At 58.3% G+C, this 26,372-nt stretch carries 22 protein-coding genes; 8 read left to right on the top strand and 14 right to left on the bottom strand.

Annotated features, from left to right (window positions below; all coding sequences use genetic code 11):
• The first annotated feature begins 32 nt into the window (after window positions 1-32).
• A complete protein-coding gene (locus RYC17_RS12230; protein ID WP_122280472.1) occupies window positions 33-788 on the top strand; it encodes a YkgJ family cysteine cluster protein in 756 nt (251 codons plus the stop codon).
• Between the two features lie 18 nt (window positions 789-806).
• Here the strand turns inward: RYC17_RS12230 and RYC17_RS12225 are convergent, their stop codons facing one another.
• The 7 genes from RYC17_RS12225 to RYC17_RS12195 form a co-directional block, all read right to left on the bottom strand.
• Entirely contained in the window at window positions 807-1,031 is a 225-nt protein-coding gene (locus tag RYC17_RS12225; protein WP_316903213.1) for a hypothetical protein, read from the bottom strand.
• A 93-nt stretch (window positions 1,032-1,124) separates the two neighbouring features.
• Entirely contained in the window at window positions 1,125-2,123 is a 999-nt protein-coding gene (locus RYC17_RS12220) for a fimbrial protein (protein WP_316903211.1), read from the bottom strand.
• 1 nt (window position 2,124) lies between these two features.
• Window positions 2,125-2,910, bottom strand: a complete 786-nt coding sequence (locus tag RYC17_RS12215; RefSeq protein ID WP_316903209.1) for a molecular chaperone — start codon at window positions 2,908-2,910, stop codon at window positions 2,125-2,127.
• Window positions 2,907-5,378 (bottom strand): fimbria/pilus outer membrane usher protein, encoded by a 2,472-nt coding sequence (locus tag RYC17_RS12210; RefSeq protein ID WP_316903248.1) that lies wholly within the window; start codon window positions 5,376-5,378, stop codon window positions 2,907-2,909. The genes RYC17_RS12215 and RYC17_RS12210 overlap by 4 nt, the downstream gene beginning before the upstream one ends.
• Window positions 5,379-5,580: 202 nt before the next feature.
• Window positions 5,581-6,342: a molecular chaperone gene (locus tag RYC17_RS12205; RefSeq protein ID WP_316903207.1), complete on the bottom strand. Its 762-nt coding sequence runs from the start codon at window positions 6,340-6,342 to the stop codon at window positions 5,581-5,583.
• Window positions 6,343-6,404: 62 nt separating this feature from the next.
• Window positions 6,405-6,989 (bottom strand): fimbrial protein, encoded by a 585-nt coding sequence (locus RYC17_RS12200; RefSeq protein ID WP_058401696.1) that lies wholly within the window; start codon window positions 6,987-6,989, stop codon window positions 6,405-6,407.
• Between the two features lie 307 nt (window positions 6,990-7,296).
• Window positions 7,297-7,674, bottom strand: coding sequence for a hypothetical protein (locus tag RYC17_RS12195; protein WP_058401695.1), 378 nt, complete (start codon window positions 7,672-7,674; stop codon window positions 7,297-7,299).
• A gap of 293 nt (window positions 7,675-7,967) precedes the next feature.
• Here RYC17_RS12195 and RYC17_RS12190 point away from each other — a divergent pair, with 293 nt between their 5' ends.
• The 5 genes from RYC17_RS12190 to RYC17_RS12170 all read left to right on the top strand — a co-directional run bounded on the left by RYC17_RS12190 (window position 7,968) and on the right by RYC17_RS12170 (window position 16,016).
• Complete coding sequence (locus tag RYC17_RS12190; protein WP_230017685.1) at window positions 7,968-9,134, top strand: efflux RND transporter periplasmic adaptor subunit; 1,167 nt, start codon at window positions 7,968-7,970, stop codon at window positions 9,132-9,134.
• Window positions 9,131-12,235 (top strand): multidrug efflux RND transporter permease subunit, encoded by a 3,105-nt coding sequence (locus RYC17_RS12185; RefSeq protein WP_219171045.1) that lies wholly within the window; start codon window positions 9,131-9,133, stop codon window positions 12,233-12,235. The genes RYC17_RS12190 and RYC17_RS12185 overlap by 4 nt, the downstream gene beginning before the upstream one ends.
• Before the next feature lie 10 nt (window positions 12,236-12,245).
• Window positions 12,246-12,923, top strand: a complete 678-nt coding sequence (locus RYC17_RS12180; protein WP_002552331.1) for a heavy metal response regulator transcription factor — start codon at window positions 12,246-12,248, stop codon at window positions 12,921-12,923.
• The gene (locus tag RYC17_RS12175) at window positions 12,913-14,277 is read left to right on the top strand and encodes a heavy metal sensor histidine kinase (RefSeq protein ID WP_080396324.1); all 1,365 of its coding nucleotides are present in this window, start codon (window positions 12,913-12,915) and stop codon (window positions 14,275-14,277) included. The genes RYC17_RS12180 and RYC17_RS12175 overlap by 11 nt, the downstream gene beginning before the upstream one ends.
• Window positions 14,278-14,486: 209 nt before the next feature.
• The gene (locus tag RYC17_RS12170; protein ID WP_316903203.1) at window positions 14,487-16,016 is read left to right on the top strand and encodes a sensor domain-containing diguanylate cyclase; all 1,530 of its coding nucleotides are present in this window, start codon (window positions 14,487-14,489) and stop codon (window positions 16,014-16,016) included.
• A gap of 68 nt (window positions 16,017-16,084) precedes the next feature.
• Here the strand turns inward: RYC17_RS12170 and RYC17_RS12165 are convergent, their stop codons facing one another.
• A complete protein-coding gene (locus tag RYC17_RS12165; protein WP_058401690.1) occupies window positions 16,085-16,564 on the bottom strand; it encodes a PA2169 family four-helix-bundle protein in 480 nt (159 codons plus the stop codon).
• A gap of 218 nt (window positions 16,565-16,782) precedes the next feature.
• Here RYC17_RS12165 and RYC17_RS12160 point away from each other — a divergent pair, with 218 nt between their 5' ends.
• Window positions 16,783-17,022, top strand: coding sequence for a DUF3820 family protein (locus RYC17_RS12160; protein ID WP_003341842.1), 240 nt, complete (start codon window positions 16,783-16,785; stop codon window positions 17,020-17,022).
• Window positions 17,023-17,149: 127 nt separating this feature from the next.
• Here RYC17_RS12160 and RYC17_RS12155 read toward each other — a convergent pair whose 3' ends face one another.
• The 3 genes from RYC17_RS12155 to zwf are packed head-to-tail and all read right to left on the bottom strand — an operon-like array spanning window position 17,150 to window position 20,011.
• Entirely contained in the window at window positions 17,150-17,824 is a 675-nt protein-coding gene (locus tag RYC17_RS12155) for a bifunctional 4-hydroxy-2-oxoglutarate aldolase/2-dehydro-3-deoxy-phosphogluconate aldolase (protein ID WP_002552327.1), read from the bottom strand.
• 17 nt (window positions 17,825-17,841) lie between these two features.
• Window positions 17,842-18,555, bottom strand: coding sequence for a 6-phosphogluconolactonase (gene pgl, locus RYC17_RS12150; RefSeq protein WP_316903200.1), 714 nt, complete (start codon window positions 18,553-18,555; stop codon window positions 17,842-17,844).
• Window positions 18,542-20,011, bottom strand: coding sequence for a glucose-6-phosphate dehydrogenase (gene zwf, locus RYC17_RS12145; protein ID WP_004656035.1), 1,470 nt, complete (start codon window positions 20,009-20,011; stop codon window positions 18,542-18,544). The genes pgl and zwf overlap by 14 nt, the downstream gene beginning before the upstream one ends.
• A gap of 219 nt (window positions 20,012-20,230) precedes the next feature.
• Between zwf and RYC17_RS12140 the strand changes: the two genes are divergently transcribed.
• Window positions 20,231-21,097, top strand: coding sequence for a MurR/RpiR family transcriptional regulator (locus tag RYC17_RS12140; protein WP_002552324.1), 867 nt, complete (start codon window positions 20,231-20,233; stop codon window positions 21,095-21,097).
• Window positions 21,098-22,732: 1,635 nt separating this feature from the next.
• On the opposite strand, the gene RYC17_RS12135 is transcribed toward RYC17_RS12140, so the two are convergent.
• The 3 genes from RYC17_RS12135 to RYC17_RS12125 form a co-directional block, all read right to left on the bottom strand.
• On the bottom strand, window positions 22,733-23,608 hold the full coding sequence (locus RYC17_RS12135; protein WP_058409446.1) for a D-hexose-6-phosphate mutarotase: 876 nt from the start codon (window positions 23,606-23,608) through the stop codon (window positions 22,733-22,735).
• 108 nt (window positions 23,609-23,716) lie between these two features.
• Complete coding sequence (locus tag RYC17_RS12130) at window positions 23,717-25,078, bottom strand: carbohydrate porin (RefSeq protein ID WP_058402193.1); 1,362 nt, start codon at window positions 25,076-25,078, stop codon at window positions 23,717-23,719.
• A 126-nt stretch (window positions 25,079-25,204) separates the two neighbouring features.
• On the bottom strand, window positions 25,205-26,371 hold the full coding sequence (locus RYC17_RS12125) for an ABC transporter ATP-binding protein (protein ID WP_058409447.1): 1,167 nt from the start codon (window positions 26,369-26,371) through the stop codon (window positions 25,205-25,207).
• Window position 26,372: the final 1 nt, after the last annotated feature.

Raw genomic sequence — 26,372 nt, 5'->3', positions numbered from 1 at the left:
CGGCGCGCAGCTCTGAAAGGGTCATCGAGACAATGGACACCAAGTTTTCCTGTGTGGGTTGCGGCGGTTGCTGCACCGACCACCACGTGCCTCTTACGCTTGGCGAAGCCGCACAATGGGCGGCAGACGGCGGCACCGTGATTGTCTTGACCGAAGCTTTTCTGAGCAATGGCTATGGCGTTTCCGAGGCCCAACTGACCCATGCCAGCCGGCGCTCGACGCAGGTGAACAGCGGCAGCACAACAGCCTTCGTGGCGATCACCTTCGCGGCCTACAACGTTGGGCGTTGCCGGAATCTTGACGAGAAAAACCTGTGTCGCATTTACGAGCGCAGGCCGCTGGTGTGCCGGATCTATCCGATGGAGATCAATCCGCACATTCCATTACGCCCCGAAACCAAGGGCTGCCCGCCAGAGTCCTGGGAGCAGGGTCCAGACCTGATCATTGGCGACAGGCTGGTTGATACGCAGTTGATGGACCTGATCGAACAGTCCCGCCAGGCTGATCGGGATGAAATAGAGACCAAACAGTTGATCTGTCAGCAACTGGGCATACGCACCACCGCCCTCAAGGGCAACGGCTTCGTCGCGTATCTGCCGGACATGAACGCATTTGCGACCGCCATCGCGGAGGTCGCAAACCGTGCGCAGGATATGCAACCCAATGACTCGCACTGGGAATTTCATGTGGCGGGACAGCAGGTTCTGGACACCCTGCAACAGGAGGGTGCCGACGTTACGGATCGGGAGCCGGTTTCCTACCTGTTCATACCCTTGCAGGCAGCCTGAACAGGATTACTCACGCGATCAGCGCTTGCCCATCGATCTGCGCGTGCCCGCCGGGGCTACGCCAGGGGTCTTGTGATGGCCATGCTTGTTGGCTTTCTGATGCCATGCGGGTTCCTTTTTGGCCTGGGCAAACTCCGAAGGCTTGAACGGAAAGCTGAAAGGCGCAATGACAGCCTTCTTTTCAGTGTCTGCGACGGGGTCGGCTGCGGCGTCTTGAACAGGGGGTTGTTCAGGAGTGGTCATGGTGTCACCAGAAAGTCGAATTGGCCGGGCACATGCCCGCGGTCGCGCAGCATACATCAATCGCCGCGTAACCGCCCGAGCCTCCTGTCGCCGTCATTTGTAGAACAGATCGACCATGATCTCGGCATTGAAAGGTCCCGGCGTCGGTGTATTGGAATTCCACAGCAACTGCGCATTGAAGTCAGCACTGGCAGCGTTGGTTTCACCCAGCAGTTCTGCCAGATGGAACGGTTCGTTGTAACGTAACGGCTGGCCACTGACAGCGCTGGCAATACGAATCCCCAGCGAGTCATTGCCGGAGGGAACGAGCAGTTCGCCGGACAGATTGCCTGTCACCGGCCTGAAACGCGCATCAATGCTGAACGGCGAATCGCACGCACGACTGGTCAGCAAAGAAAATGTCTGCGTGGCGATTACCTTGCCAATGGTCACCTTGTGTATGGCAACGTCGCCGAACTCCACGGTTTCGGGGAGCACTTGCAGGTCGGCGTCGCAGGCCACGAACCGCAGCCCCCGCAGGTTGTTGATCACGTAACTGAGGCTGCGCCCCGGCACCCGGCTTGAGTCCGTCGCACCACCCAGTTGAAAAAACCGGTAATCCAGCAGATCACTGGCCACGCCAGAGGGTGGTGTTGCGCCGAACTTCTGGATAAATACGGAAAACGCCAGATTGAAGCGCACCTTTGGACAATTTTCGATATTGCTGTCGCCTTCATGGCAGGCCGGCAAGTAGCTCCCGGTACTGACCCGTCCGCTGCCTTGCAGATGATCGGTGCCCTGAAGCGTTATGCCAGCGCGGATACCCTGACCGATCAAACGATTGTCCGGGTTCAGGTAGATGAAAATCTCTTCCTCGACAGACTGCGAGCCGTCCTTGGCACATTCGACCTGAACATTCACAGGCTCGGAACGCCACACCACTTCCCCGTTGGGAATCGACTCCGGAATCGCCACCGTACTGCCCAGATCATCGTGAATTTCGGTTTCGCCCGTCCCCTGAGTGGTACAGACCAACGCGAAGACGGAAGCCGGATTCAGCATCAGCAACACCACAGTGGATAGCAGCCAGCGTCTGGCAGACAGTCGTTTCATATCAGCATTCGTCCTGAAAGGAATGGGGCTCCAGCAAGCGGGCCGTAAAGGCCGCCTGCCCCTTGAGCGGTGTGCAATAAGTACGCTGACCGCCATAATCGGTCAGCGCCTTGTATGAAAAACGATGGGTTGCGGAGGGCAGAACGCTCGCTGGTACAACCATTTCAAAATGGGCGCCCGGTGCCAGCAGCAGGTACTCGATGAGTTGAACAGCGTCAATGCGCAACGCTTGCAGAGAGGCGTGATAAGGCATTGGGTTACTGACCGTCAGCAAGGAAACGCCTGCCTCGTCATGAGTCAGTGTCCACTGCAACTTTGCGCCCGTGTCAGCCGGATCCCCCTCTAGACCAACGGGCCGGTAAAACACATTGATGCGCTGACGCACGGCGACATTCAACTGACGAGTGCCTGCCTGCCGTCGAGGCACCTCAAGCACATACAAATGCAGCAGCGACTCGCGCCCCTGCAGCATGCCTGTGCCCTGATATAAAACGCGCAGGACCTGCCTGCCGCCGCCCGGCAAACGTGAAAGCGGTGGCGTGACCACGAACGGCAGCGTTCTGCGCCGAGCCAGTGGAGTATCGTCGTCATCCTGGGCATCACTTAGCCAGGCCTGGAAAAGTGCTTCGGAATCACCTCGATTGCGCACCTCGATACTGGCTTCGTGATACTGGCCATCAAAGACCAGCCGTGTTCCGCTCAGCGAAATCGCCCCTTGTGCGCCAACGCTGCCCGCCAGCAGCAGCGCAGCCAACGCTGCCGGGCATGAATCAGCAAGCGCGCTCATTGGCATGTCACCCTGATCCGCTCGTAGGCACGGGCCGGATCTCTGGGCGGCAGCGAGAATGCTGCCTGACAACTTCGATCAGACCAGCGAACCCGCAAGCTGCCGACATCCTGCTCACTGAGCACCAACGCCTGACTGCCAGGGTCGACCACCGCCAGCGCCCTGCCCTGTTCATCCTCGACACTGGCACCCAGCGGTATTTTGCTGCCGTCGGCGCGCACCAGTTCAAACTGGACCCGGCGGCCCACAACGGCTTTGAAGCGCACCAACGGTATCGCTCCCCGGCGCGGTACGAGCTGGGTGATGGCATTTTCCAGGTCGACATCAGCACCCAACTGGCGGGTATCCAGGCTGACCCAATTGGTCCGGTAGGCCTGCGCATAGGGCAGAACCGCATAGCCGTTGTCTGCAGTTTCGACGTTACTGAAGGACTTCAACCGAGCCCCGCTGACGTCCGGAACCTGAACCAGGGCGAAGGTTTCACCCAGCGCCTGCCCCAGGTTCAAACCACCGGGGTGAGCCACCAGCGAACCCGCCGCAGACAGGCTGAATGCATCGTAGTCCTGGCCCTGGCTATAACCGGCCTCGAAGCGACCGAACCCGGTGGTGGTACTGATCTTCCCGGCACCGAAACTGCCGGAGCTGCTGTCATGTCCGGCCTGTACCGAATAAAACGTATCACGATCCCCCAGCACCTGGCCGTTGAGCCCGGTCTGAGCGTTGTACTCACCGGTGCTGTCGCGCACGGCATTGAAAGACAGTCGCGACGAACCAGGGCTCGATCCGAGTGGCAGGGTCACGCTCAAGGCAACACGATTGTCGGTGCTCGCTTCACCGTTTCGCCCGAAGTCCTCGTTGCGTTCAATGGACAGGCTGTAATTGACGGTCTGCCAGGCAGCGTTATAGGACAGATAAAGTTGCCGGGTTTTGCCGGGCAGATTCCAGTAGCGCTGCTCGGAAGCGGTCAGACTCAGCGATGCGGCGTGGCTCGACACTATCTGGGTAACACTTAGCTCAAGCCGATCCCGAGCCAGGCCAGTGGACAGCGTATGTCTCTGCGGGTCGGTATCGCTGATGTGCTGGCTCAGGGTCCGGTACGCTTCAGTGGAATAGCGGTAACCTGCCACGGCCAGCGTGGTGTCGGTAACGTCCAGCGTGTTGGCATAGCGCACCCGTATGCTCTGGCCGCTGCGCGACTGTTGAGCAACCTGACTGACAGACCGGGTGATATCCAGCGACACTGCGCCCAGCCCGGTATTGATCCCGGCACCTATATTTGCGGCCTGATAATCTTCGGCCAGCTGCAGCCCCCCAAACCCGGTAATCCGTTCGGAAAGCCCATAGATCAGGGCTGTGCTGGCAAAGTCGGGAGAGGCTTGAACATCATTACTGTTATCGACCTGCCCGACGGCCAGGCTGTAGCGCAAGGATCCCCAGGGGACCATGATCGGCAGCGATGCGTAGGCCTGGGTAAAAGTCCGTACGCGCCCATCGGCCTCAATGACCGACACCGACAAATCACCATTGGAACCACTGGGGTAGATATCGGCAATTTCGAAAGGCCCCGGTGAAACACTGCCGCTGTACAGCAGAAAACCGTTCTGACGAACTTCCACCGTCGCGTTGGTCTCGGCAATCCCGCGGATGACCGGGGCATAAGCGCGCTCGCTGTCGGACAACATGCCATCGTCAGAAGCCAGTGCAGCGCCCTTGAAGCGAACACTGTCGAAAACTTGCGAATCGCTGAAGGTCTCCCCCACCGTAAACTGGCTTTTCAGGAAAGTGATATCACGCTGCGCGAAAGTACGATTGCTGCGATAACGCCAGGGCCGATCACTGCCGCCGACCAGCGAGGACTCATTGCGCAATCGCCATGCCCCGAGGTTCAGGCCATTGCGCATCCCGAGATAATACTGGTCCGTTTCCAGCCCCTTGTTACGGCGCCTGCTGCCATTGGCGTTGTAATTGATAAAACCTGCCGTCTCACCCTGGTCCCAAAGCTCCGGTGAAACATAACCGCGCGCGCCCCGCGACATAACGGCTTGCGGCACACTGATAGCGAGTCGCAACGCACCGGGCTGATAGTCGACACGCGCAAACTCGACACGCGCAGGCAAATCGAAACAGCCCTGAGCAGCGCCTTCATCTGAAGGCAGGCGACTCAGGTCCAGACCGAAGCTCTGCAGCATTTCAAGCGACAGACAGGGTTCAATCAGGCCTGACACTCTATTTTTTGAAAAAGTGATATCTCGCCTGCCGCTCAGTTTGCGATTGACGTAAATATCAACCCGATAAGTGCCGGGCAGTACGCTGTTGGTACGCAGAAACTCCTGGAGGTCAGGCGGCTGATCGCTTCCCTGGATAAACGCCGTATTGAATTTGACTGTCCCGTCAGCCCGAGTACCGCCGGGCAAGGCTGCGAACGCGCTGAGCGAAAACATCAGCGTCAACCCCAGGCCGATACCCAGCGGACAGTGTCGTGGGTGAGGCAGAGCGAACTGTGCAATGACTCCCTTGTGATCTTTTTTGCGCCATTCCATAGCGGTCTTCACTCTACTTCGGCTGTCGCGCGCGCCGCGCAATCCTTTACACAGACGCAGGTCTGCCGGGCCGGTTTGTCACGCAGGCCCAACGGTTTGAAAAGTGAACGCTGACGTGTGAGGCGGCAGGTTATCGAGGCAAGGCCTTGTGGGCATGACCCGGTTCTTTATCGGCCAGTGTCACTTGATAAGGCACTTGCCCGCCGTAGTCATTGATACTGACGAAACTCACCAGCAACGGCGCACTTCCCGGTGTGTGCAGCAACGGAATACGCACCTGTTGATGGGGGGCAAGCATCTGACTGTCGAGGCGGGCAAGCTCACTATCGTGTTGGCGTATGGAAATCCTCAGCATGGACACGTGATAGGGCCCCGGATTTTCCACCTGCACACCCGCGTTATCGATTGATTGCCAGTTCAGCTGTTCAGGTGCCTGCTGCGGATCGCCCTGCAAACCGTCAGGCCGAAAGAACACTTTTATGCGCTGACGTATCGCAATCTGCAGCGTGTTCTCTGCGGCGGTCTGGGGGATTTCCTGCACATTGAGCCATAACACCGATTCACGATCAGTGGGCATGTCTGCACCGGAATGAATGATGCGCAACAGTTGCTTGCCACCTCCGGCCATGCGCGTCAGCGCAGGCGTGACGATAAAAGGCAAATACGCTGGGGTGTCGTTGTTATCAGTCTTGTTGGTCGCCACTGTCGGAGATTCAAGCCAGGACTGCAGGAGAATCTCTCCCCCGCCACTGTTGTGAACACCCAGGCTGACCTCTTTTTCATTACCCTGATAAATAACGCGCGTCGTATTCAATACGATGCCCGCCTGAACAGAGGACGCACAGCACACTGTCGCAACCAGCATCGTGTAGCGAAAAAAAACAGGAAACATACTGGCGTTCGCCTTGAATTCGATAAGGGACAAGGCGAGCGTGCCCGCCCTGTCCGACACGGTTACTCGTAATCCATCACGAACGGCAGGAAGCCGTCGGCATTACCCGGATTGGTCGGCGTGCCGTTGAGCACATAGACCGCGCCAAAATTGATTTCAGCAGTCGCACCGCTGGCACCATCCTTGATGAGCGTGGTGTCGACGGTTTCAGCACCGCTCAGATCCATCAGAACGCTTGAGGCATTGAGCAGGCCGATACCGACGCCATCTGCCGCGCCGGTAGTGCGCAGAAGTTTGGCATCGTTATTGTCCAGACCGCTGCCGTTACGGGCAGTAAGGCGCATCTTGACCATGCTGTATTGATCTGCGCCCGCGCTACAGTTGACCAGCAGTTGAATAGGCGTAGCCGTTTCGAATCGACTTTCACTCGATACACCAATATCAGAGAAGGAGACGTTACCCAGGTCGACATTGATTTCGCCAGGGTTGGTGCCCGCACTGACGCCCGTGCCCGGTCCCACATCGCAGGAGATATTGGTCAGGGTGCCGTTGAAGACCATTTTTCCGTTGTTCGCCGCACTGGCGGTACCCGCCATACCAACGCCCATTACGCCCAGAACTGCCAATGTAAGAGAAAGCTTTTTCATGCTAACGACCTTCCTTGTGTTATGTCGTGTGTGCCCGCTATCGGACGGTGAGCACTATAGATCCGGGTCTATTTCGATGCTGTCAGCTGGATAACTTTTAACCCGCAGACAACACAACACGACACGCAGGACAGGTCTGTAGGAATAACCAGGCGTCTTGCGCAAGTAGGCTAATTACGGCTGTTACACAGTGGGGCGCCGATGTTTTAAACCGCGGCGATTTCAGTTTTGAAAGGGCTGACTGGATACTGGACCGTCACTTAAACGTGGGTGACAGTCCGGTCGGAAAAATAGTACAGATCTGTATTTATTGATAGCTCAACGTGATGACTCCAGCGCGGGCCTGCAGGGCCTCGCCGTCGGTCTCGGCGACCGGAAGTACCTGATAGTGCGCGACAAACGGCACGAATTGATCACCACATGCATTGTGTTCGGTGCTCACCTGCATATTGATGCCCGGTGCAACTTGCAGAATGCGCGCATGAGCAACAGGCGCATTCACATTAATGTCGGAAATCACACAACTGCTGTTGACGATACTGCCATGCAACGTCAATGCGCCGTCCTTTGCCCATGAAAAAGCAGGCGCAGCCAGCAAGGGAACCGACACCATGACGGCCCCCAAACCCTGGCGAAGAAACAAACATTTCAACATAACTTTCCAGGTCGATTTTTTACTGTTCATGGCGTTCTCCACTCATAGGCTCATACAGTGAGTTAAGTTGATGGGAGAATTAGCTGCCAGAAGCCGACCTAGGAAAATGTAGGAAAACTCTTAGGACTTTATAAACATCTGGACAAATAGCTCTTCAACATAGATATCGTCCGTTAGCGGATTTTCTTGACTGCACGCCATGCGCAGTGGAGGCTTTCTGACAAACCTGACAGCTAAAAGTCATTCTGCTGACCGGGTTTGCAGGCTATAAGGAAGCCGTAAAAAAATATTACTCCCGTACCGACATTTGGCGTTTTCTTCATATGCGCAGAAAGACCCTGACCGTCACCGCTGTAGTCCTGCTGATAGCCTGCGTGGCCATTGCCGGATGGAAACTGACACGCCCTGCCACACTCCCGAAAAGCTCCGTGACTGCGGTGCCTGTCAAGGTGATCACGGTCAGCATTGAGGACGTACCACGTTTCGTCACCGGGATCGGCTCGGTGCTGTCGCTGCAAAGTGTGGTGATCCGTCCTCAGGTAGATGGCGTACTGACGCGCGTGCTGGTCAAGGAAGGTCAACAGGTCAAGGCCGGCGAGTTGCTGGCGACGCTGGATGACCGCTCGATCCGCGCCTCGCTTGAGCAGGCACGCGCCCAGCTGGCGCAGAGCAAGGCGCAGCTTGATGTCGCGCAACTGGACCTGAAACGCTATCGCCAGCTCACTCAGGACAACGGTATTTCGCGTCAGACATTCGATCAGCAGCAGGCACTGGTCAGGCAACTCGAAGCCACGGCGAAAGGCAACGAAGCAAGCATCAACGCCTCACAGGTGCAGCTCTCCTACACCCAGATTCGCTCGCCGGTTACGGGCAGGGTCGGCATCCGCAATGTCGATGAAGGTAACTTCCTGCGCGTCAGCGATGCTACCGGGCTGTTTTCGGTGACACAGATCGACCCGATTGCGGTGGAATTCTCTCTGCCTCAGCAGATGTTACCGACCCTGCAGGGGCTGATTGCCGAGCGTAGCGCTGCGACCGTCAAGGCGTATCAGGGCGACGGCGCGGCCAACGGACTGCTTTTGGGTGAAGGCACGCTTTCGCTGATCGACAATCAGGTTTCGGCAACCACCGGCACGATCCGCGCCAAGGCTCAATTCAAAAACCCCGGCGAACAGCTCTGGCCCGGGCAGCTGGTCACGGTGAAGATCCAGACCGGTGTCGAACTCAACTCGCTCAAAGTACCGCCACAAGTGGTGCAGCGCGGCATCGATCAGCACTTCGTCTATCGACTCACTGCTGATAAAAAAGTGGAAGTCGTACCGGTCAAGGTGCTTTATCAGGACAGCGAGCAGACATTGATCAGCGGTCCGAATGCCGGAGATGTGCTGGTCAGCGACGGCCAGTCGCGACTGCGGCCTGGGGCAACTGTCGAAGTGGTCAGCGCGCCCGCCCCGGATGTCGCGAGCGCGCAAGTGGAGCAAGCACGATGAGTGGCCGAGGCTCGGTATCGGCGTGGTGCATCGACCACCCGGTGGCCACCTTGTTATTGACCTTCGCGCTGGTACTGCTGGGGGTCATTGCCTTTCCGCGACTGCCGATTGCGCCGTTGCCGGAAGCGGAGTTCCCGACCATTCAGGTTACCGCGCAGTTGCCCGGTGCCAGCCCGGAAACCATGGCGTCTTCGGTTGCCACACCGCTGGAAGTGCAGTTCAGCGCGATCCCCGGCATGACCCAGATGACCTCCAGCAGCGCGCTGGGGTCCACCAACCTGACGCTGCAATTCACCCTCAACAAAAGCATCGACACTGCCGCCCAGGAAGTCCAGGCCGCCATCAACACTGCGGCGGGGCGTCTGCCAGCCGACATGCCGAGCCTGCCGACCTGGCGCAAGGTCAACCCGGCTGACAGCCCGGTGCTGATCCTGAGTGTCAGTTCCAGCCTGATGCCCGGCACGGAGCTGAGCGATGTCACCGAAACCATCCTGGCTCGCCAGCTCAGCCAGATCGAAGGCGTGGGCCAGGTGTTCATCACCGGCCAGCAAAGGCCAGCGATTCGTGTGCAGGCTGCCCCCGAAAAACTGGCCGCGCTGGGGCTGACCCTGGCCGACATTCGCCTGGCGGTGCAACAGACCAGCCTCAACCTGGCCAAAGGTGCCTTGTACGGCAAGGACAGCATCTCGACACTGTCGTCCAACGATCAGTTATTCAAGCCGCAGGACTACGCGCAACTGATCGTTTCCTACAAGAACGGTGCTCCCGTCCAGCTCAAGGATGTGGCGCGGGTGGTCGCGGGTTCGGAAAACGCCTACGTCAAGGCCTGGTCCGGCGACCAGCAAGGCGTCAACATCGCTATTTTTCGTCAGCCGGGCGCCAACATTGTCGACACCGTGGACCGCATCCAGCGTGAACTGCCACGGTTACAGGAAATGCTCCCGGCCACCGTTGACGTCTCGGTACTCAACGACCGGACCCGCACCATTCGCGCCTCGTTGCACGAAGTGGAACTGACCCTGATGATCGCGGTGCTGCTGGTGGTGGCGGTCATGGCACTGTTTCTGCGCCAACTGTCGGCCACGCTGATCGTCAGCGCGGTGCTCGGGGTATCACTGATCGCCAGCTTTGCGATGATGTACCTGTTCGGCTTCAGCCTGAACAACCTGACATTGGTAGCCATCGTGGTCGCGGTCGGGTTCGTGGTGGACGACGCTATCGTGGTGGTGGAGAACATCCATCGCCACCTTGAAGCCGGACAAGGCATGCGCGAGGCCGCCATAAAGGGCGCGGGGGAAATCGGTTTTACCGTGGTGTCGATCAGCTTCTCGCTGGTGGCGGCGTTCATTCCGCTGTTGTTCATGGGCGGCGTGGTCGGGCGGCTGTTCAAGGAATTCGCCCTGACCGCCACTGCAACCATTCTGATTTCGGTGGTCGTCTCCCTGACCCTGGCGCCGACCCTGGCGGCATTGTTCATGCGCGCCCCCACTCACAATCCGCATCAGAAGCCAGGCTTCGGTGAACGTTTGCTGGCCTCCTACGAGCGAGGCTTGCGTAAGGCACTGGCCCATCAGCGACTGATGCTCGGCGTGTTCGGCTTGACCCTGGCGCTGGCGGTAGTCGGCTACATCCTCATACCCAAGGGCTTCTTTCCGGTTCAGGATACTGCTTTTGCACTCGGCACCACCGAGGCCGCTGCCGACATTTCCTACCCGGACATGGTGGAAAAACACCTGCAACTGGCAAAAATCGTCGGCGCAGACCCGGCAGTGCTGGCGTTCTCGCATTCAGTCGGTGTGTCAGGCAGCAACCAGACCATCGCCAACGGACGCTTCTGGATCTCGCTCAAGCCGCGCTCCGAACGCGATGTGTCGGTTAGCGAGTTCATCGACCGCCTGCGCCCCAAGCTGGCGAAAGTCCCCGGCATCGTTCTGTATCTGCGTGCCGGACAGGACATCAACCTCAGTTCCGGGCCGAGCCGCAGTCAGTATCAGTATGTGCTCAAGAGCAACGACGGCGAATTGCTCAACACCTGGACGCAACGGCTGACTGAAAAGCTGCGTAGCAATCCGGCGTTTCGCGATATGTCCAACGACTTGCAACTGGGCGGCAGCGTCACCCATATCGATATTGATCGCAGTGCTGCTGCGCGATTCGGCCTGACCACCGCCGACGTCGATCAGGCGCTGTACGATGCGTTCGGCCAGCGGCAGATCAGCGAGTACCAGACCGAGGTCAACCAGTACAAGGTGATCCTCGAACTGGATGCCCAGCAGCGTGGCAAGGCCGAAAGCCTGGCTTACTTCTATCTGCGCTCACCGCTGACCAATGAAATGGTGCCGCTGTCGGCGCTGGCCAAAGTCAGTGCGCCGCGCATGGGCCCGCTGTCGATCAGCCACGACGGTATGTTCCCGGCTGCCAACCTGTCATTCAACCTGGCGTCCGGGGTCGCACTGGGCGACGCGGTAAGCATGCTCGATCAGGCCAAGAAAGAGATCGGCATGCCCGCCTCGATCATCGGCAGTTTTCAGGGTGCGGCGCAGGCATTCCAGAGTTCGCTGGCCAACCAGCCGTGGCTGATTCTCGCCGCGCTGGTGGCGGTGTACATCATTCTGGGTGTGCTTTATGAAAGTTTCGTGCACCCGCTGACCATTATCTCCACCCTGCCCTCGGCAGGTATAGGCGCGCTGTTGCTGCTATGGATGATGGGGCAGGACTTCTCGATCATGGCCCTGATCGGCATCGTGCTGCTGATCGGCATCGTCAAGAAGAACGGCATTCTGCTCGTGGACTTTGCCCTGCAAGCGCAGCGTGAGCAGGGCCTGTCGCCACAGGAGGCCATTTATGAGGCCTGCATTACCCGTTTCCGACCGATTATCATGACCACCCTTGCCGCCCTGCTCGGCGCACTGCCGCTGATGCTGGGTTTCGGGGTCGGTGCCGAACTGCGTCAACCGCTGGGTATCGCAGTGGTCGGTGGCCTGCTGGTGAGCCAGATGCTGACCCTGTTCACTACGCCGGTCATTTACCTGCAACTGGAGCGGCTGTTTCATAAACGCCACCCGGCGCCCGCCGCACCCGCGCTGGCCCTTCACAAGTGAGAGTCACCCGATGCGCGTGCTGATTATCGAAGACGAAGAGAAAACCGCAGACTACCTGCGTCGCGGCCTGACCGAACAGGGCTACGCCGTCGACGTGGCACGTGATGGCATCGAAGGTCTGCACCTGGCGCTGGAGAACGACCACGCGATCATCATTCTCGACGTGATGCTGCCGGGCCTGGATGGTTTTGGTGTGTTGCGTGCGCTGCGTGCGCGCAAACAGACGCCCGTGATTATGCTGACCGCACGCGAGCAGGTCGACGACCGCATTCGCGGCCTGCGCGAAGGCGCCGATGACTATCTCGGCAAACCGTTTTCCTTTCTGGAACTGGTCGCCCGTCTCCAGGCGCTGACCCGCCGCAGCGGTGGCCATGAACCGGTGCAAATCACTATCGCCGACCTGTGGATAGACCTGATCAGCCGCAAGGCGACCCGCGCCGGAATGCGTCTGGACCTGACCGCCAAGGAGTTTTCGCTGCTCAGCGTGCTGGCCAGACGTCAGGGCGACATCCTCTCCAAGACATCAATCGCCGAGATGGTCTGGGACATCAACTTCGACAGTGATACCAATGTGGTCGAAGTCGCGATCAAACGCTTACGGGCCAAGCTGGACGGTCCTCACGAACATAAACTGCTGCACACCATTCGTGGCATGGGCTATGTGCTGGAGAACCGCAGTGCGGGTTGATTCGATTGCCCTGCGCCTCAGCGGGCTGTTCGCGCTGGTGGCACTGGTGGTGTTCCTGCTGATCGGCTGGGCCTTGTACCTGCAGGTCGACAAAAGCCTGGACCTGTTGCCGCGTGCCGAAGTCGATGCGCGCTACAGTGTTCTGGAATCGGCCGTCGGACGTTTCGGCAACCCGGAGCACTGGGGCAAGATAAAGGCAAAACTGGAGTTGCTCAGCGAGGAAGACAAGCGCTTGCGTTTCTGGGTAGTGAGCGACAACCCGCTGTACGAATTCGGCAACCCGGACGCGAACATTCGTCGTTTCGCGCAAGGCGCACCGGGTATGCATGACCTGAAACTGGCCGATCACCCGTTCGCATTCAAGGTGCTGGTCAGCGAATTCCCGGCCAAGGAACAGCGCCCGGCGCTGCGTTTTCTGACCGCCATCGATACCGAGACATTCTGGCATACCCAACACTCGCTGCTGGTCGCGCTGATCAGCCTGGCCACGCTGGGTATTTTGCTGGCTTCGGCGCTTGGTTACTGGGTCGCGCGCATCGGCCTGCGTCCGTTGACCAGTCTCTCGCAGGAAGTCCAGAAGCTCGCCCCGCCAAGGTTGTCCGGGCGCTTGCAGATTTCGCCGCTGCCACCGGAGCTTGAACAGTTCGTCGCTTCGTTCAACTCCACCCTGGAACGGGTCGAGCAGGCCTACTCTAGGCTCGAGTCGTTCAATGCCGATGTGGCGCACGAGCTTCGCTCACCGCTGACCAACCTGATCGGCCAGACCCAGGTGGCGCTGACCCGCGGCCGCTCTGCCGAGCATTATTTCGAGGTGTTGCAATCAAACCTCGAAGAGCTGGAGCGTTTGCGCTCGATTATCAACGACATGCTGTTTCTGGCCAGCGCGGATCAAGGCACCAAGGTCAAAGCACAGACCTGCGCGTCACTGGCAGACGAAGTCGCCACCACGCTGGATTACCTGGATTTCATTCTGGAAGATGCCCACGTGCAAGTCCGGGTTCAAGGCGACGCCAGCGCACCGATTGAAAAGCCCCACTTGCGCCGCGCGTTGATCAACCTGCTGCACAACGCCGTGCAACACACCGACGCCGGTCAGGTCATCGAGGTAAATATCGAGTCGCGCGATGCCCATGTGAGTATCGGCGTGACCAATCCTGGCATGCAGATAGCCCCGGAACATTTGCCCAGGCTGTTCGAGCGCTTTTATCGGGTCGATGCCTCACGCAGCAACAGCGGCGCCAATCATGGCCTGGGGCTGGCCATCGTCAAGGCCATTGCATTGATGCACGGCGGCACCGTGTTCGTGAACAGCGACAAGGGTGTCAATACGTTCGGCATACAGCTGCCCCGCTGATCCCTTCAAGAAATAAATTACTCCCCCCCTGTTTTTTACAGTCGTCCGTGTGCGTCTGTTCGCATCATTTTAAATACACTTGCTTTATTCACATTCCATTCATATGAGGCTATAAGGAGCGTGCTATACAACCAGCATTAAAATCATAAAAATAATGATAACTGTCTTAACCATTATCAAGATTCATTCGTCTGCAGGTAGAACAACCAATGATGTTGTTTGCGTCATCTCGGCAAGACCGGCTCAAATGGACCCGACCGGAACTCATGCTGATCTTTGGCAGTTCACTGTCAATGTTCGCCATACTGGGGATTGTGGCGTCTTTACTGGCCCGAGAGCGTGACGACGCAGCGCAGACTGCAGCGCGTGCGGCGGCCAATATCGTGCAATTGATTGATGCCGACGTCATGCATAACGCAGAACTTTACGACTCTTCCCTGCAAGGCATGATCAGCGCATGGCAGCGTCCGGACCTTCAGGACCTGTCACCTGAACTGCGACAACTTGTCCTGTTTGATCGCTCCACTGCGGCGTCTTTCAAAGGCGATCTGGTATTGCTCGATAACAAGGGCGCCATCCTGGCTGACTCACTGTCCGTCATCCCTCGAAACGACAACTTCTCCGACCGCTCCTATTTCAAAGACCACAAGGCGGACCCTTCGCTGGGTCTGCACGTCAGTGCACCGTACAAAAGCCGTTGGGGTTACAAGGACTGGTGCATCAGTTTCAGCCGTCGCATGTCAGGCCCCAATGGAGAGTTCACCGGAATGGTAAGTGCGGCCATGCGACTGGTGTATTTCAAACACTTGTTCATGAGCCAGAATCTGGGCGTCGGCAGCAGTATCAACCTGATCAATACCGCAGGCATCCTGATCGTCCGCTACCCCGATCTGGAGGGTGAAGATCTGATTGGCAAGGATTACAGCCACAGCCCCAACTTTCAGCGCATTCTTCAGGAAGGAGATGGCAGCTTTGCTGCCATGTCGACGCAGTTGAACGCTCGTCGGCTGTATACGTTTTCCCGGGTCGGCAATCTGCCGCTGGTTGTCGTGATTGGTCAGTCCGAGGATGAGGTGTATGCCGTATGGCGGCGCAATGCCTGGCTGGTCGGCTCCGCTACCAGCGTACTGTGTCTCGGAATCCTGTGGCTGACATGGCTGCTGTGTCGCGAGTTGCGACGACGCCATCGCGCTGAGGATGCACTGGCCAGCCTGGCTGCAACGGACGGTTTGACAGGGCTCGATAATCGTCGCCAGCTTGACGAAGCCATGGAAACCGAATGGGCGCGGGCACAGCGCTCAGGCAAACAGCTGTCTTTACTGATGATCGACGTAGACCATTTCAAGGCATTCAACGAGCGTCATGGTCATCAGGGCGGTGACGAAGCACTGCGCCTGATTGCACAAACCATCGCCTTCAATATCCGTCGCCCCGGCGACCGGGTTGCACGCTATGGCGGAGAGGAGTTTGTGGTAGTGCTGCCGGAAACCGACTTGCCGGGAGCCATGATGATTGCCGAACAGATCCGCAAGGCAGCTGAATCACTGCCGCTGTTTCCGGGTGCACAACAGCCCATAACCGTGAGTATCGGTGTCGTTTCAGAGATGGTGCGTCAGGGAGACAAACTGGAGGCGTTTTTCGGAATAGCCGACAAAGCGCTTTATCAGGCCAAACACAAGGGTCGTAACCGTGTAGAGCATCGCAGTTCGGTTGCCAGAGAGATGACCGACCAGCTTTGATGAGCTACCCACGGACATAAAAAAACGCCAGACTGGCTGGCGTTTTCGGCTACCGCTGCAACATCGAATTACGATGCGGCGTGGGCTGCACGTGCTGCGTCACGCAGTGCTTTTACTTTGTCGTGGTTGGCCAGAACGCCAGCCTGCTGCTTTTCAATCAGCGCAATAACGTTAGGGGCAACGTTCTTGGCACGGGCTTTTTCCAGCGCTTCGCGATAAGCCTTCTTGGCAACGTCTTCGCCTTTTTCGACTTCTTCCAGTACAGCCTTGTCGTCATCCGAAGTCACCATCGACTTCAGGTTGACCCATGCGCGGTGCAGTGCGCCAGACACGCTGGAAGAGTCTTCAGGCTTGCCACCCAGTGCGGTCACTTCAGCTTGCAGTTCACGAACAGCTGCAGCCACTTCAGTAGAGCGGTTGGCAAGGAACGATTTTACCTGGGCGCTTTTTGCGTGTTCTGCGCTGGTACGGAAACCTTCTTCACCGTCTTTGCTGGTTTCGATCAGGTCATTCAGGATAGAGATCGTTTCTTTGTTGATATCAGTCATTTGATAATTTCCTAATGGCAGGTTGATACGAAAGTGTTCGATGTATAGGTAATTGCAGACACCGTGCCAGTTTCTGATATGAAAATAATTTATTAAAATCAATAGCTTACGAAATTTTCACAATTGGCTGTTCGTGACTTCTGCATGATCTGTCGTTTGGCCTGCATGCAGAATGCACGTATCGTACTGGCCGAGAGAGAAATACAGGCGTATCGCGGATGAATCCGGAAAAACTCAAGCTGCTGGTGACGCAGGAAATGCCATTCGGCAAATACAAAGGCCGTCTGATCGCCGACTTGCCAGGTCATTATCTGAACTGGTTCGCGCGCGAAGGCTTTCCGAAAGGTGAACTGGGAGGTTTGCTGGCATTGATGCAGGAAATCGATCACAACGGCCTTGGCGCGCTATTGGACCCGCTGCGCACGCGCCCACGTCAGTCGTTCAAGGACAAGGGATAAACAAAGAGGCGGCCCGGGAGAGAAAAAAACGGTGCTCCGGACCAGGGAGCACCGCAAAGCCATACAACCAACAACAACTTCCTTGTCGGAATCAGCCGCAAAGGGGCTGACTCCGAAATCCTGAAAATCAGTCAAACAACGCCATTGCCTGCGCAGTGGCTTCCTGAATGCGGCCCCAGTCGCCATTCTTGACCCAGGCGTTATCAATCATCCAGGTCCCGCCCACGCACATGACGTTGGGCAAGGCCATGTAGCTCTTCAGGTTCTGCTCGTTGACGCCGCCAGTCGGGCAGAAACGCACCTCATTGAAAGGTCCGCCCAAGGCCTTGATCGCCGCCACACCGCCGCTGATCTCGGCCGGAAACAGCTTGAAACGGCGATAGCCCATGGCATAACCGATCATGATTTCCGAGGCACTGCTGACGCCCGGCAAAAGGGGCAACGGGCTGTCGACTGCGGCTTGCAGCAGGTCTTGCGTGCTGCCAGGGGTCACAATGAACTGCGAACCTGCCGCTTCGGCATCTGCCAGCATCTTGCGGTCCAGAATGGTGCCGGCACCCACACACAGTTCCGGACGCTGCTCACGCAGAATACGGATGGCGCTCAGACCGAACGCCGAGCGCAGCGTAACTTCCAGTGCAGTCATGCCGCCAGCGGCCAGCGCATCGGCCAGAGGCAGCACATCCTGGTCACGAGCAATGGTGATGACCGGCAGAATCTTTGCCTTGGCGCAGAGTTCGTCAATCTGGGCAATCTTGTTCGCCATGCTGATGAGCGGCTGATTATTTTCGTTCTGTGTCATGGCGACGTTTCCTTTGCTTATGGGCACCAGTAAATCTCGAGAGACGGGTTGAGAAACGCACTCACCGGCATCTCGGCGAGGTCATCGCCCGCCAGCGCGGTGCGCAGGGTGTCGAGTTTGGCCTGGCCGGACACCGACAGGATCGGCGAACGTGCCGACGCCAACAGGCGGCGGGTCAGGGTCAGGCGCTGATGCGGCACGCTCGGTGCGAGCATCGGCAGGCAGCGGCGCTCGCCTTGCAGATCGAGGGCTTCTTTCAGGTTCGGGCTATCGGGGAACAGCGACGCGGTATGCCCGTCGTCGCCCATGCCCAGAATCAGTACATCAATCGGTGGCAGCTCGGCCAAGGCCTGATCGGCAGCGAGCGCTGCCTCCTCGACACTGCCCGCAACGCTGTACAGCCCCAGAAACTTCGCCTTCGCCACAGGCCCCTGCAGCAAGTGGCGCTGCAGCAGGCCCGCATTGCTGTCGGCATGCTCGGTCGGCACAAAACGCTCGTCAGCCAGGCTGATGACTACTTTCGACCAGTCCAGCGGCTGCACGGCCAGGCTCTTGAAAAAGGCCACCGGACTGCGACCACCGGACACCACCAGGGTCGCCAGACCGTTTTCGCCAATTGCCTGCTTCAGGCGCTCGGCGACGTTGGCAGCCAGCGCATCAGCCAGTTGCTGCGGTGTGTCGAAATCACGTGCTACCAGCCCTGCTGGCAGCTCAAGGTCACATATCGCCATACCAGGATCTCCCGTCACGAGTAATCAGGGCAATGGAGCTCATTGGCCCCCAGGTTCCGGCCGGATAAGGCTTGGGCGCATCGCCCGCCTTCTTCCAGCCAGCGATCAACTGATCGCACCATTGCCAGGCGTACTCGATTTCATCTTTGCGGACAAACAGGTTCTGATTGCCACGCATGACTTCCAGCAACAACCGCTCATAAGCGTCGGGGACACGAGCGCTGCGGTAGGTGTCGGAAAAATTCAGTTGCAAGGGCCCGCTGCGCAGCTGCATGCCTTTGTCCAGCCCCTGATCCTTGGTCATCACCTGCAAGGAAATGCCTTCGTCGGGCTGCAGGCGGATGATCAGGCGGTTGCTGATCTGCAAACGCTGTTCCGGCGCGAAGATGTAGTGCGGCGGCTCTTTGAAATGGATCACGATCTGCGACATTTTCTGCGGCATGCGCTTGCCGGTACGCAGATAAAACGGCGTACCCGACCAGCGCCAGTTGCGGATATCGGCACGCAACGCGACGAAGGTTTCAGTATCGCTCTGGGTGTTGGAGTTCTCTTCCTCCAGATAACCCGGCACCGCCTTGCCTTCGCTGTAGCCAGCGGTGTACTGCCCACGCACCACCTGGGTCGCCAGACGCTCGGGCGTGAACGGTGCCAGCGCCTTGAGCACCTTGACCTTCTCGTCGCGAATACTGTCGGCCGACAGGTCACTGGGCGGGTCCATGGCGATCAGGCAGAGCAGTTGCAGCAGGTGGTTCTGAATCATGTCGCGCAACTGACCGGCCTGATCGAAATAGCCCCAACGGCCCTCGATGCCGACCTTCTCGGCAACCGTGATCTCCACATGAGAAATATGGTTCTGGTTCCACTGGGTTTCGAACAAGCTATTGGCGAAACGCAGCGCAATGAGGTTCTGTACCGTGTCCTTGCCAAGATAGTGGTCAATACGATAAACGCGGTTTTCCGGGAAGAACTGCGCCACTGCATCGTTAACCCGGCGCGAAGAAGCCAGGTCGTGACCAATGGGCTTTTCCAGCACGGCGCGCGTACGCTCGGCCAGATTGACCGAAGCGAGGTTCTCGCAGATTGCGCCGTAGACCGAGGCCGGGGTGGCGAAATAGGCGATCAGGGTTTCGGCGGTGCCGACGCGTTCGGCAAGCGCGACGTAGTCCTCAGCTTTGAGGAAGTCGACATGCAGGTAGCTGAGGCGCGCCAGAAACCGGCCCAGATTGTCGGGCTCAAGTTCGGCCTCGGGAATGAAGCGGCGCATGGATTTTTCGATATACGCCAGATGCGACTGTTCGTCGCCGGGTTCACGCGCCAGGGCAAGAATTTTTGTGTCTTCGTGCAGCAGTCCAGCGCGATCAAGCTGATAAAGAGCCGGGAACAGCTTGCGTACCGCCAGGTCCCCCAGGGCACCAAACAGGGCAAATGTGCACGGTTCAACCGTAATCAAGGGCATAATGTTGGTTCTTTTATCAAGTTAGGCTACAAATACCTTTTTTAAAGGCGTTACTCAAGGCCATATGTAGTAATAACCACAACATTCTGCCTAAAAGCATATTCCAGTGGTGATCAACACAGGCCCTCAGTACGATAGGCCACCTTTGCTACAGGCTAAAGAGCTAAAAAAAGCTCAGGCCAAAACCGTTGGTGAATCAGCCCCCGACAAGGACTTTGAATGGACCGCGTAAGAAACCTCCTGGAGCAAATCCAGGGCCGACTCGATGAGTTGAACAAGGCCGAGCGCAAAGTGGCCGAAGTCATCCTGCTTAACCCGCAGATGGCTACGCGACTGAGCATCGCAGCGCTTGCCCAGGCCGCCAAGGTCAGCGAACCGACGGTCAACCGCTTCTGCCGTTCGTTCAGCGTCAGCGGTTATCCGGAGCTCAAACTGCAACTGGCCCAGAGCCTGGCAAGCGGCGCAGCCTATGTCAGCCGCGCTGTGGAAGCCGACGACAATCCCGAGGCGTATACCCAGAAGATTTTCGGCAGCGCCATTGCGTCGCTCGACAGCGCCTGCCAGCAACTGGACCCGGCGCTGATCAGCAAGTCCGTGGACATGCTGATCCAGGCGCGGCAGATCCACTTTTTCGGGCTGGGTGCCTCAGCGCCGGTGGCGCTTGATGCGCAGCACAAATTTTTCCGTTTCAATCTGGCGGTCACGGCGCATGCCGATGTGCTGATGCAACGAATGATTGCGTCGGTGGCCCATACCGGTGAATTATTCGTGATCATTTCCTACACCGGGCGCACGCGCGAGCTGGTGGAAGTAGCGCGCATTGCCCGTGCAAATGGCGCTTCGGTGCTGGGCCTGACCGCCGCTGGCTCGCCACTGGCGCAGGCCAGCACTGTGAGCCTGAACATTCCATTGCCGGAAGACACCGACATCTACATGCCGATGACCTCGCGGATCATCCAGCTCACCGTTCTCGATGTGTTGGCCACCGGCATGACCCTGCGCCGCGGCGTCGACTTCCAGCCGCACCTGCGCAAGATCAAGGAAAGCCTGAATGACAGCCGCTATCCGATCGAGGATCAGGGCTGACTGGGTGTCGTTGACTATCGTTCATCCTGCGTAGTAATGCCTTTCGTGACGCTCTGCGTCACACAGCGGTTCTGTGACTTCAGGTGAATTGGTGTTCGGCTCAGATTCTCGTTCCCACGCTCCGCGTGGTAATGCCTTTCGTGACGCTCTGCGTCACACAGCGGTTCTGTGACTTCAGGTGAATTGGCGTTCGACTCAGATTCTCGTTCCCACGCTCCGCGTGGTAATGCCTTTCGTGACGCTCTGCGTCACACAGTTCTGCGATTCAGCGAGATTTCGGCTCGACTTGAGTCACCTTTTCGCCCCTCGGCGAGTTACTTTGATGGGGCCAAAGTAACCAAAGCCCCTCGCTCCTGTTTCCGGCCCGACTTCGTCGGGTTCCTTCGCCCTGGCACTGATCCGGGGGTCGCCGCAACGGGCCATCCTTGGCCCGGTGCGGCTTGCTCGGCGTCCTGCCTCACATCCCCCGGATCAGCGCCAGGACTCAGCCGTCACTAACGTCGCACTCTGCGTTGTCTGTTCCATCGTGGTTGAAAGCGCTTAGAGCGATTTGGTGAAAGGCACGATTCAGATATCACTATCGTGCCGACGCTCCGCGTCGGCATGCAGTTCGTGACGCTCTGCGGCACACAGCGGTTCTGTGACTTCAGGTGAATTGGTGTTCGGCTCAGATTCTCGTTCCCACGCTCCGCGTGGTAATGCCTTTCGTGACGCTCTGCGTCACACAGTTCTGCGATTCAGTGAGATTTCGGCTCGACTCGATTCACCTTTTCGCCCCTCGGCGAGTTGCTTTGATGGGGCCAAAGTAACCAAAGCCCCTCGCTCCTGTTTCCGGCCCGACTTCGTCGGGTTCCTTCGCCCTGTCACTGATCCGGGGGCCGCCGCAACGGGCCATCCTTGGCCCGGTGCGGCTTGCTCGGCGTCCTGCCTCGCATCCCCCGGATCAGCGCCAGGACTCAGCCGTCACTAACGTCGCACTCTGCGTTGTCTGTGCCATCGTGGTTGAAAAGCGCTTAGAGCGGTTTGGTTAAAGGCACGATTCAGATATCACTATCGTGCCGACGCTCCGCGTCGGCATGCAGTTCTTGACGCTCTGCGTCACACAGCGGTTCTGTGACTTCAGGTGAATTGGTGTTCGGCTCAGATTCTCGTTCCCACGCTCCGCGTGGTAATGCCTTTCGTGACGCTCTGCGTCACACAGTTCTGCGATTCAGTGAGATTTCGGCTCGACTCGAGTCACCTTTTCGCCCCTCGGCGAGTTACTTTGATGGGGCCAAAGTAACCAAAGCCCCTCGCTCCTGTTTCCGGCCCGACTTCGTCGGGTTCCTTCGCCCTGGCACTGATCCGGGGGTCGCCGCAACGGGCCATCCTTGGCCCGGTGCGGCTTGCTCGGCGTCCTGCCTCGCATCCCCCGGATCAGCGCCAGGACTCAGCCGTCACTAACGTCGCACTCTGCGTTGTCTGTTCCATCGTTGGTTGAAAAGCGCTTAGAGCAGTTCGGTTAAAGGCACGATTCAGATATCACTATCGTGCCGACGCTCCGCGTCGGCATGCAGTTCGTGACGCTCTGCGTCACACAGCGGTTTTGTGATCTCAGGTGGATCCGTGCAGAGCGCGAAGGGAAGACGATGCAACTCACCCCGCCAGGCTGGCTTGCAGTTTGAGCTGCACCTGCTCGCCCGGCCGCAGGCTGAAGGCGTCGCCGGAACCCGAAGCGGCTTCCACGCGCACAAAGCCTGCGGTTTCGCTGCCACACACTCCCAGTAGCGGTCTGTTGCCGGGATGCCAGACCACGGTATTGGCGCTGTCGCCGGTGTCGATGTTCAGCCTGCGCTGCCAGGTCGGGTCCTGCAGTTGCAAGGCTCCGGCATGTTCGAAGACTCGCTGGCAGCCGCCTGCCACACGTAATTCGCCTTGTTGCTGGCAGACCTGTCGGCTGAGTTGGTCATAACCCTGCACCCCATCAAGGCCCTCAAGCGCAGCTTCAGCCACATCGCCAATCCGCCAGTACGCATGCAGCGCATGGCTGAAATGACACGGCTCGCTGTCCTCGTGGCGTGTGCTCAGACGCAACTCCATGCCCTGCCCCAGCTCGGCATGCAGGTCGACCTGCCAGTCCCACAGCTGCAAGCGCCAGTGCAGGCTGACGCCCTTTTCGCTCTCGCTGCTGTCGATCAGTTTCCAGTCCAGCAAGCGTCCCCAGCCGTGTGCCGGCCAGCCGCTTTCACCGGGGTGTCGGCCGTACCAGGGCCAGCACACTGGCACGCCACCTCGAATCGCCCCCACCTGCGGCCATTGTGCAGCGCACCAGAGCCAAGGCTTCTGGCCTTGCGGCTGAAAATGCAGCAACTGCGCGCCCTGGCGACTGAAGACTGCCTGACACTGCGGATGATCGATAACCAGTACATCGCGCAGCTGGTGACGCTCCCACTCGAAAGTGGGTCTGGCACGTCGGGATCGGAAGAAGCGTTGCAATGGATGTTCAGGCAGTTGCGCGTCGAGAGAGGTCATCGCCAATCGCGTCCCTGAAAAATAAAAGGATCAAGCCAAAAAAAACGGGCAGCCAGGCTGCCCGCAAAGCACACACGACCTTTGATCGCGTTACGCGTCAATCAGTACTCAGAACTTCGACTGGATCTTGATGCCCGCCACAATCGCGTCATCAACCTGATCTACACCGCCAGGATGCTTGACGTACTGCAGGTTCGGGCGCACGGTCAGCCAGTTGGTAACGTGGAAGCCGTAGTAGATTTCCGAGTTGTACTCAGTGCTCTGGACCGGCAGGTAGCCAGGGTTGTCGTAGTCGTTGATGCCGCTGATCTGGTTGGCCAGACGCACACGATCCTGCACATCGTCGTTGACGTGGATACGGGCGATACCGATACCGATGTCATCTTTCGGACGCGAGTTGAACGGACCTTTGTACGTGAAACCGATCTGCTGGTAGTTATCGACGAAGTTGGTGGCCTTGTCATGCACGGTAGCGTTGGCAAAAATGCTCAGACCGCGCGATGCATCGCCATCGTGAGTCGTCAGCTGTTGCTGAGCAACAACCCACCAGCCGTGCTTGCTGTCATGCGACTTGAACGCAGCGCCGGTAGCTGCCTGTGGCTGACCGTTGACGTCTTCATAGACATCGTCGGCGTTGGGCGTGCTCTTGTAGAAGCCGACACGGTATTCACCGGGCAACGAATTGACGGTCGGGGTCCAGACCAGTTCGACCGGCAGGATCATGCCTTTGGTGCCGCTGCCGCTGAGTTTGAAGCCGTTGCCGGTTTCGAGGTTGGACGGGTTCTGCTCGTAGACGCCGACCTGTGCGTACACTTCCGGCGTGATGTTGTACTTCACGCGCAAGGCCCACTGGCTGATTGGCCAGTTGTACCAGGTGTTCACATAGTTACCGACCTGCGAGCCGCAGAACGACAGGTTCTGGAAATCGCAAGGGAAGCTGTTGAAGTCTTCGCCCGGCCCGAAACGACCGGCCTTGACGTCCAGCGCGCCGTCAAAGTACTTCTGCTTGACCCACATTTGCGTCAGACGCCAGGTCTGGCCGCGACCCCAGACTTCCTGGGAGGAACTGAGGGTACCGGCACGAGGGTCGCCGATCCGGTCGTTGGAGATGTTGCGCCCGCTACGTTCGGTGATTGCCAGCTTGAACTCTGCGTCCTGCCAGCCGAAAGCCTTTTGCAAATCGACTTTCATGCCCAGCGCGAACTGGTCGCTGTAGCGGCCGGTCTTGTCGTCGTTGTAACCGCCCTTGATGTTACTGGCCATCTCGGAAACGTATTCCAGCGAGAAGTCATAACCCTTGTCGAGCAGTTCGGTACGCTTGCCGTTCCAGTCGCCAGTCATCCACGGTGAATCGGCAGAAAATGCGTCGGCAGCATGAACGCTGCCTGCCAGCCCCATCGCACCCAATACCGACAGCGTGCTTACCAACTGGAACCGGGAAAGCGATTTACCTTTGTTGATCTTCTTCATCCCATCAATCCTCGTTTTATTGTTATTAGCTTTGGTAGACGTTTTGCTTCATTCACTGCTTCGTTTTCGCCGATCGGCCGCTTCATTGTGGCAGTAGACAGCCGGCCAGCGATGCCCTGTGCTGAATCAATTTATCACTTGCGGCTCAACTGGGACATTGTTTGCCCGTTCAGCCAAAGGTGGTGCTCCCAGAACCCCAAGACGCTCACCGCTCTGAGCATCGAAAATCAGCACCCTGGAAGGATCGAACTGCAGGGTCAGACTTTCGCCCACCTGCGGTGCGACATCCGGCGCAAGGCGACAGCAGACCTTGCTCTGATTGAGCGTGACGAACACCAGTGTGTCCGGCCCGGTAGGCTCGGTCACCTGGACCTCGGCACGGATGGTCGGCATGCCATTCGATTCAGCGCCAGCAAGCATAATCTGTTCTGGCCGGATACCGAGAATGATTTCTCGATCTTCCAGGCCGGCATCGCCGCCCCCGACCGGCAGCTCGCAACGCGCCTGACCACTGTCGAGCAGCGCAATCAATTGGCCATCCTTGCGTTGCAGACGCAGCGGGATGAAGTTCATCGGCGGCGAACCGATGAAACTGGCGACGAACAGGTTGGCCGGATCGGTGTAAATCTGCTTGGGCGTACCGAATTGCTGAACGATACCGTCCTTCATGACCGCGACCTTGTCGCCCAGCGTCATGGCCTCGATCTGATCATGGGTCACATAGACAGTGGTGGTTTTAAGGCGCTGGTGCATCAGTTTCATTTCGGTACGCATCTCGACGCGCAACTTGGCGTCGAGGTTGGACAGCGGCTCATCGAACAGGTAGATCTTCGGCCGACGCGCCAGGGCACGACCCATCGCGACACGCTGCTGCTGGCCACCGGACATCTGGCCCGGCTTGCGATTGAGCAAGTGCTCGATCTGCAACAGCTTGGCTACACGAGCCACTTCCGCGTCGATGTCGGCTTGCGGCATCTTGCGGATTTTCAACCCGAACGCGATGTTTTCACGCACGCTCATGGTCGGGTAAAGGGCATAGGACTGAAAGACCATCGCGATGTCGCGGTCCTTGGGGCTGGTGCTGCTGACGTCCTGGCCATCAATGAGAATCTCACCGCCGCTGATGCTTTCCAGACCGGCAATGCAGTTCATCAAGGTGGATTTGCCACAGCCGGACGGGCCGACCAGAATCAGAAACTCGCCATCCTTGATCGACAGGTCGATGTTCTTGAGCGTGTCCGGCAGGTTGCTGCCGTAAGTCTTGTTGACGTTGCGTAATTCGAGAGTCGCCATG

This window comes from Pseudomonas syringae group sp. J248-6 (genome assembly GCF_032586995.1).
GTDB classification, from domain to species: Bacteria; Pseudomonadota; Gammaproteobacteria; order Pseudomonadales; family Pseudomonadaceae; genus Aquipseudomonas; species Aquipseudomonas amygdali.
This window is presented reverse-complemented; position numbering and strand designations above follow the sequence as displayed.